This is a genomic window from Streptomyces sp. NPDC046909 (genome assembly GCF_040644695.1).
Taxonomy (GTDB): Bacteria; Actinomycetota; Actinomycetes; order Streptomycetales; family Streptomycetaceae; genus Streptomyces.
The window spans coordinates 131699-143416 of sequence record NZ_JBEYXC010000025.1; the positions used below are offsets into that span (position 1 = coordinate 131699).

General features: G+C 68.5%; 10 protein-coding genes and 1 rRNA gene. 9 read left to right on the plus strand and 2 right to left on the minus strand.

Annotated features, from left to right (window positions below; genetic code table 11):
• Positions 1-2 precede the first annotated feature (2 nt).
• The 9 genes from ABZ928_RS48895 (at position 3) to ABZ928_RS48935 (ending at position 11003) form a co-directional block, all read left to right on the plus strand.
• Positions 3-347 carry a DUF397 domain-containing protein gene (locus tag ABZ928_RS48895; RefSeq protein WP_361535214.1) on the plus strand — a complete coding sequence of 115 codons (345 nt, stop codon included), beginning with the start codon at positions 3-5 and terminating at the stop codon, positions 345-347.
• Between the two features lie 229 nt (positions 348-576).
• A complete protein-coding gene (locus tag ABZ928_RS48900; protein WP_361535217.1) occupies positions 577-2754 on the plus strand; it encodes a PrsW family glutamic-type intramembrane protease in 2178 nt (725 codons plus the stop codon).
• Complete coding sequence (locus ABZ928_RS48905) at positions 2751-3638, plus strand: hypothetical protein (protein WP_361535220.1); 888 nt, start codon at positions 2751-2753, stop codon at positions 3636-3638. The genes ABZ928_RS48900 and ABZ928_RS48905 overlap by 4 nt, the downstream gene beginning before the upstream one ends.
• 257 nt (positions 3639-3895) lie before the next feature.
• Positions 3896-4204 carry a hypothetical protein gene (locus ABZ928_RS48910; protein WP_003991275.1) on the plus strand — a complete coding sequence of 103 codons (309 nt, stop codon included), beginning with the start codon at positions 3896-3898 and terminating at the stop codon, positions 4202-4204.
• Between the two features lie 183 nt (positions 4205-4387).
• Complete coding sequence (locus ABZ928_RS48915; RefSeq protein WP_361535223.1) at positions 4388-5203, plus strand: hypothetical protein; 816 nt, start codon at positions 4388-4390, stop codon at positions 5201-5203.
• Positions 5193-6527, plus strand: a complete 1335-nt coding sequence (locus ABZ928_RS48920; RefSeq protein ID WP_361535226.1) for a hypothetical protein — start codon at positions 5193-5195, stop codon at positions 6525-6527. Before ABZ928_RS48915 ends, ABZ928_RS48920 begins: the two co-directional genes overlap by 11 nt.
• A 23-nt stretch (positions 6528-6550) precedes the next feature.
• Positions 6551-8092 carry an SCO6880 family protein gene (locus ABZ928_RS48925; RefSeq protein ID WP_361535229.1) on the plus strand — a complete coding sequence of 514 codons (1542 nt, stop codon included), beginning with the start codon at positions 6551-6553 and terminating at the stop codon, positions 8090-8092.
• 11 nt (positions 8093-8103) lie between these two features.
• Positions 8104-9528, plus strand: coding sequence for an ATP-binding protein (locus tag ABZ928_RS48930; RefSeq protein ID WP_361535232.1), 1425 nt, complete (start codon positions 8104-8106; stop codon positions 9526-9528).
• Between the two features lie 17 nt (positions 9529-9545).
• Positions 9546-11003 (plus strand): type VI secretion protein, encoded by a 1458-nt coding sequence (locus tag ABZ928_RS48935; RefSeq protein ID WP_361535262.1) that lies wholly within the window; start codon positions 9546-9548, stop codon positions 11001-11003.
• A gap of 3 nt (positions 11004-11006) precedes the next feature.
• On the opposite strand, the gene ABZ928_RS48940 is transcribed toward ABZ928_RS48935, so the two are convergent.
• The gene (locus ABZ928_RS48940; protein WP_361535235.1) at positions 11007-11561 is read right to left on the minus strand and encodes a GNAT family N-acetyltransferase; all 555 of its coding nucleotides are present in this window, start codon (positions 11559-11561) and stop codon (positions 11007-11009) included.
• 69 nt (positions 11562-11630) lie between these two features.
• Positions 11631-11718: ribosomal RNA gene (gene rrf, locus ABZ928_RS48945) — 5S ribosomal RNA — on the minus strand; the annotation flags it as partial.

Genomic DNA, 11718 nt, shown 5'->3' on the forward strand with positions numbered 1-11718 from the left:
AGATGCCCACCAGCACCTGGCAGAAGTCCTCGTACTGCGGAGAAGGCGAGGCCTGCATCCACGTCGCCGCCACCCCCACCACCGTCCATCTAACGGAAAGCAGCGACCCCACCGGGGCAATACTCACGGCCACCCCGGCCACCTTCGCCACCTTCCTAACCGCCCTCAAGACCACCCCGCCCCTCCCCCACCCCACGATCCATGTCGCCCATACGGACGAAGCCGTCCGCATCCACACCCCAGACGCCACCGTCACCACAGACAGGCTCAGGTGGCAGGCCTTCCTACTGGGTGTACAGGCAGGCGAGTTCGACCACTTCACGGCCGACCACTTCACGGCCGAGTAAGCGGACGCGACGCCAACCGCAGCGCCAGCAATTGGCAGATCTGTCTCACCCCAGGATGGGAAAACCGCAGGTGGGCGAGGATCGGCCTGAGACATATCTGCCAATCACTGATTCTCCCGATCGGCACCCCTAGCTCCCTGGTCCCCCTAGCCACACCGGAGTTGGCTGCCTAGCATCGCGTTCACAGCCACGAATCGGATGCCAATCCAGCCCAACAGGGGGGCCTGGCGTGACGTTGGTGATGGCAGTTGCCGCCATCTGGGGCCTATTGCAACTGTTCGCGATCTCCTGGCCGACACGTTCGGTACGCCTGTCGACCGTGCTGCTGGCGCTGGCCGTAGGTGCTTACGGATCCGGTGTAGCAACGGCGTTAGTACAGCTCACATACACCCGCATCTACGCCGAGCAGTCGGGCCAGTCGCTGGTGACGGTGGTGAACACCACGGGCTACACGGTGGCCCCCTGGGTGGAGGAGCTGCTCAAGGCCGCCCCACTCCTGCTGGCCGGGCTGAGCCTGAAGGTCCGCCGACAGTGGGGCCTGACCGACTTCGTGGTCGTGGGCGCGGCCCTGGGCGCGGGGTTCGGGCTGCTGGAAGCGGTACTCCGCTTCGGCCTGGACGCGGACCGGGCGCTGCCCCGCGACGGCGGCTGGATCATCCCCGACAGCCTGTCCCCGCCCTATGTGCCGAGCCTGGGGCAGGTGTTGACGTCCTGGCTCCCGGCACCGTTCAGCCAACTCGACCTGGGCGGCCCGACAGCCACGGAAACCTTCACGCACCTGGTGTGGACGGCCATGGCAGGCCTGGGCGTCGGCCTCTTCTGGCGCGCACACGGCTGGATACGCCTGCTGTCGGCGCCCCCGCTCCTGGCGGCGGCCGCGCACCACACCCTGAACAACTACGCGGTGCAGGAGAACACCACCGGCGCCAAGCAGTGGCTGGACTCCCTGGACGGCAAGGCATGGGCGGCGCCCCTGCTGTGCCTCGCCATCGCCATGACCGTGGACCTGCGCCACCTCCACCGTGGCAAGCGCAGTGCCCCCGACCTACTCCTCACCTCCGAACGCACCGAAGGCGACAGCCTGGGAGCCCTGCTGCGCTACGCGGCCTGGCGTCCCCCATGGAGCCTGCTGCTCACCTTGCGCTACGTCCGTCTGCGCCGCTCCCTGCTGTACGCGACCGCGTCGGCCCCACCCAAGGCCACCGATGCCACCGAAGCCGCCGAGGACCTACGGCAGGTGGTCGCGGGAATCACGACCCGCATGGACGCGTCCGACAACCAGCAGGCCTGGCAGTCCCTGGACATCCGCGCCTGGCTGAAGACCGTGCGACGGTCCCGCCGTCCCCGGGACCGTTGGCTGCTCCTGATCCCCTGCGTGCTGGCGCTCCCCGCGCTCCTCTTCTTAGGCGTCGGCTCGTTCACCTCCACCGCCGGCCTCCAGGAGTTCTTCAGCACCGGTTCGGGCCCGAAGATCCTGATGGGCTTCGGCATGGCGGCCCTGGCCTGGATCGCCTACCAGCTCACCACCCTCTTACGCACCTGGCGTCTGACGTCGACCCAGCCGCTGGCCGAAGTGCTGGCGACCCACCGCTTCCGCGCGGCAACCGCACTGGGCGCCGCGACGACGGGCGTACTCCTCCTCTGGCGCGCCCTGGGCACCGCCGGCCCCGACGGAAGAGCCATCCGCACGCTCCACCTCCTCGACGCCCTGAACACCTTCCTGGTCTACCTCGGCTTCGCCCTCCTCCTGCTCTCCCTCCTTGCCCTGTTCCCACCCGGCGGCCTCGCCCTGGCCGGAGCCGGAACGGTCGGCGCCCTCACGGCCGAGGCCGCCCTCAACGCCGGGCTCCTCGGCACGGCGGGGCTCGTGCTGATGGGGGTGGGGGCCTCGAACGGGGGCGTCGACGGCAGCGACGGCAGGTCGTCGGAGTCCAGCGGGGGGCCATCGGAACCAGCCCCGGGGAAGGGGCCATGGCAGGCCGGCGACCAGATCGACGGGCCGGCCAGGGGCAGGCAGCTGCGCTACCCCAATTCCCGGCACACGGTCTCGGGGTCGGGCAGCGGCATGGTCAAGGAGCGGAACAGCGTCATCATGCGCGGCCATGAGCAGGAGGTGGCGCGGGACATCGAGGGGATAGCGGCAGGACGAGCAGAGTGGGTCAAGAAGCTGTCGCGCTACAAGATCAATGGCCGCACGTATGGAGTCGAGGACAACGGAACCGTATTCCCCGACAGCGGACCGAACATAGTGAACCTGAACAGGATCGAGTATGGAGCCCTCAAGGAAATCGTCAGGGCGCGAGGCGACTTGTCGGCGGCCCCCCGCCTCACCAGAGACCCGAAGTTCACAGAGAACCCTGAAGCCATCGACAAGGCCTTGAAGATCTACAACGGGATCACTCCATGATGTACAACCTGCTGGTCACCCACCAGGCGGAACCGTCCAGACTCGCAGCCGTCCTGGCATCGGCCTTCAACGTCGGTCTCCAGGATGTGGACGTCGCCGACCCCCACGGCAACCCAGACCGGCGCAACTGGGAAGCCGCCGTGTCATGCGAATACAGCGCGCTTCGCGGAGACCTGACGCAGTCTCTGGAGATCTACGCCCAGAAGTCAGTGACCGATCCCCCCTCGGAATCAGCCCTGTCTCAGCAGGTCGCCGCCGCGACCGGGACCGTGGTCCTCTTCCCTGCCGAGGAGGATCTGCCGAGCGCCTACTGGGTGGCCACCCCCGAGGGACGCTTCACGCGGGCGCGCCTCTACGCATCGGATGACGAGGAGACACCCGTCTACGTCATCGACGCCGTCGAGTCCCCGGTGCCGCAGCTGTCGGACACAAGAGTCATGAGGATCCCGGAAGTGGTCAGGGAGTTGAAGATCGCCACTCCGCTCTCCGACAGCTTCGACGAACGGCTTCGCGCGCACTCCGTGCCTCCCGGTGGCACGGAGTGGCAGATCGCGGATCGCCTGGGAGCCTGGGAGAAGCTCGTCAGCCACATGGAATCGGGGTGGGCCGGTTCGGGCTGGTGCCCGCCGGACCTGTACCGGGAGCGCCTCGAAGCACGGGACGGCCTGGAAGACGTAGCGCCGCACCCCGCTGAAGCAGCCGAAGCAGAGGCAATCGCAGCCGAGCTGCGCGACGCCCTTCGCCGGCTGGACAGCACCTACGCACGGCTCACCGTGGAAGACCAGGAAGCCGAACTGGCCGGGTTCCTCCTCGGCTCGGAGGCCCGACAGCGGCAACTGGGCTGGTGGTGGCACCGGCGGCCCGAGCCGCTGCCCTGGGGATAGCCTTCACCCACAGAACACGGGTGCAAGAAGAGGTCAACGACGGAACCACACGAAGGTTCCGCTCCGGCCTCATTGCCCGGCGTGACCTGCCGTGATACACAGAGTGACCGGACGAGTACCAGACAAGCATTCGTACGAAACCCGCCAATCAATGACGTCAAGTCGACATACGACGGCGGATTCGTCAGCGACAATGAGGCCTGAACTCTGCACACCCGCAGAGGAAGCGGAACTACCCACCAGGGGCGGTGACTTACATGCTCTTTGCGGCCGACAAGGGAGACATCAACACCATCATCGGCGGGATCGCTCCGGACTGGGGCCCCTTCGGCAGCCTGGGCAACGAGGCCAAGGTCATGATCGAGGTCGTGATGGCGGTCGCCATCCTGCTCTGCCTCGGCATCGCCATCTGGGGCGCCGCCAAGCAGCGCATCGGCGCGACAGCCCTCCGCGACACGTTCAGCGCGGAACAAGGCAAGGGCCTCATCATCGCGGGCCTGACCGGAGTCTTCATTATCGGCTCCCTAGGCACCCTCTTCACCATCGTCTACGGCATGGCCGTCTAGCACGACTCCGGGCACGCCCGGCCCCCTCACCTCGTCCCCTACACCCCACCCGCCCGTCGTGCCCACCGGCTGAGGTTGCGTTTCCCTGATGTCGAGTCACCACACCGCGCCCGCGCGGGAACCAGCGCGGCTACCGTCGTACTCCTACGTGTTTCCGTACGACGTCGAGGGGGCGTGCGCGGAATGAGTCTCGGGGACGAACACGAGGCCTCCGGCGGTTACGGCGGCTCGGGCCAGACCCGCACACGGCTTCCGGACGACGTGTACGGCGGTACGCGCGGTACACGTCCCCGGGGCCGCTCGTCATCACGCAGCCTCGTCACGGTCGTCGGCGTGGTGGTCCTCCTCATCGCCGCGATCGCTTTCGCGAACCGAGGAGGAGACGATTCCCCTTCGGCAAACGGGGGCGGCGGGGGCGACAAGCCGGAGGTGGCGAGCACGGCGGCGAGCGGCACGAAGCCCGTGGCGACGGGGTTCGCGCATGACGCGCAGGGGGCCCAGAGCGCGGCGGCGAATTACGCGGTAGCGCTGGGCTCGGACGGCATGTTCAACACGTCCCGGCGGCACGAGATCGTGCAGACCGTCGCCGCCCCGACGTCACTCGACCGACTCCAGTCCGGGTTCGACGCCGACTATTCCGCGGATTTCCTGAAGAAGATCGGGCTCAACGAGGACGGCAGCGCGCCTGCGGGCAGCACGTTCGTCAACCGCACACTGCCGGCGGGCACCAAGGTCACGTCCTTCAGTGCCAGCGCGGCCACCGTCGAGGTCTGGTGCAACGGCCTCTTCGGCCTCACCGGGGAGAGCTCGACCAACCCCGTGACCAGCAACTGGTTCACCGTGACCATGAAGCTGAACTGGAGCAGTGGCGACTGGAAGGTACTCGAGACCAGCCAAAAGACCGGCCCCACCCCCGTCACAGGCGACAACCCCGTGTCCGGATCGGATGAGATCGGCAAGGCGGTCGAGGAGTTCGGAGGCTTCACGTATGCCCGATAGCCCGCACCGCGTACTCAAGCTCACTGGCTTGGTAGCCGCAGTTCAGGCAACCGCCGTGCTGCTGGCCACGCGTGCCTTCGCCGCACCCACGCCGAGCCCGACGCCAACGCAGAGCGACGACCCCTGCTCTCTCATCGCCGGCCCCGCCAAGAAGTACTGCGAACGAGGCAAAGGCTCCACCGGCTCCGGAGGATCCTCCACCCTCGACCCCACCAGCACCCTCGACCCCCTCTCCTCCCTCGCCAAGGGCTGCGCCGACGCCGCCGCCTGGACCGTCGACAAGCTCAGCGCCGCCGTCAACGACACGGCGAACGTCGACTTCACGAACCCCAAGTTCCTCCAGCAGTACGCGGTCGTCTTCGCGGCGTCGACAATCCTGACGCTCCTGCTCTGGCTCCTGGCCGTCGCGAAGCGAGCCGTGCGCGGCGTCCCCCTCACCACCGCCATCAGCGAGGCGATCGGGTTCCTCTGGCTCACCGTCCTGGCCTCGGCCTTCACGCCCCTCATCCTCTACACCGTCGTATCGGCCACAGACGGCGTCACGGACGTCCTCGCGAAGGCCACCGGCAACCAGACCGACACGTTCTTCGGCACCTTCTCCGGCGCCCTGGAGAAGGGCGAGGACATCGGCGGCGGCCCGATCATGCTGATCGTGGTGTCCCTCGTGTCGATCCTCGCCGCGGGCATCCTGTGGCTGGAGCTCGTCATCCGCGCCGCGCTCCTCTACGTCGGCGCCCTCCTCGGCACTGTCGTCTACGCGGGCCTGGTCGACAAGAACCTCTGGTCCCACGTCCGCCGCTGGGCGGGCATCATGATCGCGGTGATCCTGGTGAAGCCGGTCATCGTCATCGTCCTGGGGCTCGCCGGCGCGCTGTCCTCCGACGACGGCCCGGACGCCTTCTCCGCGGTCGTCTCCGGCCTGGCCATCATCCTGCTCGCCATCTTCGCGTCCGCGATGATCTACAGATTCGTCCCCGGCTTCGGCGACGAGATCGCCGGCTCCCGCAACAACCGCATCATGCAGGGCGCGGAGGGCAAGGCGGCCGCGGTCATCAGCTCTCCGGCGACCCTCGTCGCCCAGGGCATCAAGACCCACAGCACCCGAGCCGACAACAACGGCGGCGGATCCAGCGGATCCAACAGCCCCCGCCCCTCCAACCCGGCCTCCGGCGGCGTGGCCGCCCACAGCGCCCGCACCCCCAACGGCGGCGGTAGCGGCGGATCTGTCCCCTCCGCCGCACCCCAGCCCCGTTCGAGCAGCACGGTGAACACCCCGCACGCCAGCAACAACCGCAACAACCGCACAGGAGGTGACGGGCGTTGACGGCTGATTCCCACGCAGCCCATATGTCCCCCGCGGTCACACCCCGCCGTACCTATCTCATCGGCCGCGCCCGTCCGAACGCGATCGTCGGCCGCAACCGTGAGACCGGCGAGATCGCGCTGATCATCGCGGGCGCGTTCCTCGGCATGATGTGCGGGCTCCTCGTCCCCGTCCTGGCGCTGCGCATCGTCCTGCTGATGGGCTTCCCGCTGATCGCCCTGATGGCGGTCTACGTGCCCTACAAGCACCGCACGTTCTACAAGTGGTTCGAGATCAACCGCAGTTACAAGCGCTCGCTGCGCCAGGGCACCGCCTACCGCTCCGGCGTCATGGAGGCCGGCACCAGGACCGACGGCCTGGAGGTCGAGGTCGGCCCGCCGCCCGGCATCGGCCGCATCACCTGGCTCGCCGCCCCCTTCGGCCCCGACGAGATCGCCGTACTCCTCCACGCGGACCGCCGCACGGTCACCGCCGCCATCGAGATCGAGGGCCCCGGCGTCGGCCTGCGCGACTCCGAGGACCAGGAAGCCCTCGTCGACCGCTTCGGCACCCTCCTCAAGCACGTGGCCAACGGAGACGGCTTCGTCACCCGCCTCCAGATGCTCGCCCGCACCCTCCCCGCCGACCCCGACGCCCACGCCAAGGACGTCGCCGTACGCGGGGACGAGAAGGCACCGACCTGGCTGCAACAGTCGTACGACCAACTCCAGTCCATGGTCTCGACGAGCAGCGAACAGCACCGCGCCTACCTCGTCGCCTGCATGCACTTCACCCGCGAACTCTCCGCCGAGGCCCACGCGATGGCCCGCGCGGCCCGCCCCCAGTCCGGCCGCAAACTGGACCGCGACGCGGGCCTGGCGGTCGTCATGGCACGCGAGCTGACGGACATCTGCTCCCGCCTCCAGGAAGCGGACATCCGCGTACGACAGCCCCTGGGCCAGGGCCGGTTGGCCTCCCTCATCCACTCCATGTACGACCCGGACCACCCCATCGACCACATCCAGGCGATGACCAAGCGCAACGCCTGGCCGGCCGAACTCGACGCCATGGAACCGACGTTCCTCCAGGCGAAGACCCGGGAGTCCAGCACCCGCGCCCCCTGGTGCCACGCCACCGCCTGGGTGAAGGAGTGGCCGATGACCCCGGTGGGCGTCAACTTCCTTGCGCCCCTCCTGGTCCACACCCCGGACGTCATCCGCACGGTCGCCGTGACGATGGACCTCGAACCCACCGAGGTCGCCATCGAGCGCATGCTGACGGAGAAGACGAACGACGAGGCGGAAGCCAGCCGGGCCGCGAAGATGAACCGGACCGTCGACCCCCGCGACATCGCCGCACACAACCGCCTCGACCAGCGCGGCGAGGACCTCGCGAGCGGCGCGGCCGGCGTCAACCTCGTCGGCTACATCACCGTCTCCGCCCGCTCCCCCGAGGCCCTGGCCCGGGACAAGCGGACCATCCGGGCCTCGGCCGGAAAGTCGTACCTGAAGCTGGAGTGGTGCGACCGCGAGCACCACCGCGCCTTCGTGAACACCCTCCCGTTCGCCACCGGCATCCGAAGGTAGGGGCTGAGCTCATGCGGGACCCGCTGTCCGTCCTCACCGACGCCTTCACGTCCTTCCTCTTCGGCAAGGTCGAGACAACCCGCCTCCCCGTCCGCACCTCCACCGGCCAGGCCCAGGCGGTCTACCTCCCCACGGCCGCACCGGGGTTGGGCGACTCGGGCGTGATCATCGGCCGCGAGGTCTACTCCGGCAAGGGCTACATCTACGACCCCTTCCAGCTCTACGGCCAGCAACTCCCGGCACCTCACTGGCTGGTCCTCGGCGAGTCCGGCAACGGCAAGTCGGCGCTGGAGAAGACGTACGTCCTACGGCAGTTGCGCTTCCGCGACCGACAGGTCGTCGTCCTCGACGCCCAGGGCGAGGACGGCGTCGGCGAATGGAACCTCATCGCCCAGGAGTTGGGGATAACTCCCATCCGCCTGGACCCGATGGCCGCCCTGGACATGGGTATCCGCCTCAACCCCCTCGACCCCGCGATCACGACCACGGGCCAGCTCGCGCTGCTCCGGACCATCATCGAAGTCGCCCTGGGCCACGGCCTCGACGAACGCTCCGGCTTCGCCCTGAAGGTCGCGCACGCCTACGTCAACGAGACGATCGTCGAACGCCAGCCGATCCTCACGGACATCGTGGAGCAACTACGCCACCCCGAGCCGGAGTCGGCCGAGGCGATGAACGTCGACATAGAGGACGTACGGGCCTGGGGTCTGGACGTGGCCCTGGTCCTGGACCGTCTGGTCGACGGTGACCTGCGCGGCATGTTCGACGGCCCGACCACGGTCGGCATCGACCTCGACGCGCCCCTCATCGTCTTCGACCTGTCCCACATCGACCGCAACTCCATCGCCATGCCCATCCTCATGGCGATCGTCGGCGTGTGGCTGGAGCACACCTGGATCCGCCCCGACCGGAAGAAGCGCATCTTCCTGGTCGAGGAGGCCTGGCACATCATCAACAGCCCGTTCGTGGCCCAACTCTTCCAGCGCCTGCTGAAGTTCGGCCGCCGACTGGGCCTCTCCTTCGTCGCGGTTGTCCACCACCTGTCCGACGTCGTCGACGGAGCGGCGGCGAAGGAGGCGGCGGCGATCCTGAAGATGGCGTCGACACGAACGATCTACGCCCAGAAGGCCGACGAGGCCAGATCCACGGGCCGCGTGCTCGGCCTCCCCCGCTGGGCGGTGGAGATCATCCCGTCCCTGACCCCGGGCATCGCGGTCTGGGACGTCAACGGCAATGTCCAGGTGGTCAAACACCTGATCACCGAGACCGAACGCCCGCTGGTCTTCACCGACCGCGCGATGACCGAGTCCTCCAGCGACCACCTCACGGACGACGCCCTGCGCGCGGCCGAACTGGAGGCGGAGGAGCGGGCGGCGGCCTTCATGGAACAGCACATGGAGCAGCACATGGGTGACTCCGAGTCGACGGTGGCGTAGGCGGGAGGCGGGCAATGGTGAGACCGGACGACCGCCACCGGCAGCAGGGCCAGGGAGGCCAAGGCGGCATCCCTGACGGCCTGTTGGTCGGCATACTCGCCTTCCTCCTCGGCATGACCCTGATGGTCTGGTCGGCCACAGGCCTCGCGGGCCTGTTCGCCCACGGCAACTGGCCCGACGGCGTCACCTTCACCCGTACGCCGTTGGCGATGCGCCAGTTGATCGGCCGACCCCACGACATGCCGGGCGCCTGGCCGGAGACCCCGCCGGAGCAGCTCTCCGGGTACGGGCTGTTCTGGGGCCTGTTCATCGGCCAGTTGATGGTGATCGTCGTGCTCACGGTGTTCGTCCTGGGCACGGTGGCCCGCTGGAAGGCGGTACGGCGAGCCCGGAAGGCGGCACCGCCGATCGTGGAGCAACCGCCGGTCGAGGCGGTCGAGACGCGGCAGTCAGCCGTGGAACAGCCATCCGCGGCCCCGGAGCCGGTCGTCGAGACGGTCACGCACCACGAAGTCCCGACGCCCAGGGTGGAGCCAGTGGGAGTGAGCGGGCGGGAAAAGGTCTTCGTGGCCCCGAAAGACGGTCGCCGGACCACCGCGACCCAAGCGGTGCGCGACGCGGAAGGTCCCGTCCTCGTCGTCACCTCGAACCCTGCCATCTGGTCGGACACCAAAGACGCCCGAGCCAAACTGGGCCCCGTCCACCTCTACGACCCCACCCACCTCTGCGACACCCCGGCCCGCCTCCACTGGTCCCCCACGGCAGGCTGCGAGGACAAGCAGACGGCAGCGGCAAGAGCCGCCGCACTCCTCACGCCGGTCCGCCCGACCGCACGGCTCGACCAAGCGGTCAGCGACACCGCCGAAACGCTCCTGCGAAGCTACCTGCACGCCGCCGCCGTGGACGGCCGCACCGTCCGCCACGTCCACCGCTGGTCGCAGGGCACCCAGATCCAGGACGCGGTCCGCATCCTCCGCACCAGCCCCAAGGCGGCCGCGGGCTCGGCCGGCGAACTCGAAGCGGCCCTCACCGGTCACCCCGAACGCCGGGACATCGCCCAGGAATTGACCGGCCGGGCGCTCGCCGCCCTCTTCACGGTCAACGTCCGTGAGGCGTGCACTCCAAACCGAACTGATGCCCTTGCCTTGGATTCCTTCGTCGACGAAGGGGGCACGCTTTTCGTAGTGGGGGAATCCATCGAGGACCCCAGGACCAACCCGGGCGCGATGCCGCTCCTGACGGCCCTCGTCTCCAGCGTGGTCGAGCGTGGCCGGCACATGGCCGAACGGTCATCCTCCGGTCGCCTCGACCCACCACTGACGCTCGTCCTGGACGACGTCGCCGCCGTGGCTCCCCTTCCCCAGCTCCCGGAGCTACTGGCCACCGGCGCGGACCGGGGCCTACCGACCCTGGCCCTGCTCCGCTCCCGCGAACAGGCGAGGGCCCGCTGGCCCCACGACGAACTCCCGGTCTGAGCCCTACTCCGCCTTCTCCAGTACGAACTCCAGCTCGTTCTCCCCCTCATGCCCCTCCAGCGGTACGACCTTCCCGCTCGGCACGAACCCCGCCTTGCGGTAGAACCCCTGCGCCCGCGGATTGTCCTCGTGCACGATGAGCCGCACAGCCTCGACCCCGCGCCCCCACGCCCACTCGACGGCGGCCTCGAAGAGCGCCTTGGTGACCCCGCCACCCCGCCACTCGGGCCGCACGAACACCCCGACGATGTGCCCCTGGTTCCGCTCGACCGGAAAACCGGCCCAGTCGGTGGTCCCGGCCGCCTCGATCAGCATGACGACCGACCCGACCCAGGCCCCGTCCTCCGCCTCCGCGACGAACTGAAGCGAACCCTCTCCCTCAGAAGACCGAGCAGCCCGCTCCTGCCAGAAGGAATCAGGATGCGCGAGGGCATCCTCGTACGTCTCCAGAAAGGCGACAGGAGCGGCCGGATCCTGTAGCGAGAGCAGCCGCAGCGCCTTCACCGCCGGCCACTCATCAGCGCGTATGGGTCGGATTTCGAAGTTGGTGTTACTCATTCGCCCACGGTAGCCGAACGCAGAAAACCCCCGTACCGAATATCCGGTACGGGGGTTTTCTCAAAATTTGTTCGGCGGCGTCCTACTCTCCCACAGGGTCCCCCCTGCAGTACCATCGGCGCTGTGAGGCTTAGCTTCCGGGTTCGGAATGTAACCG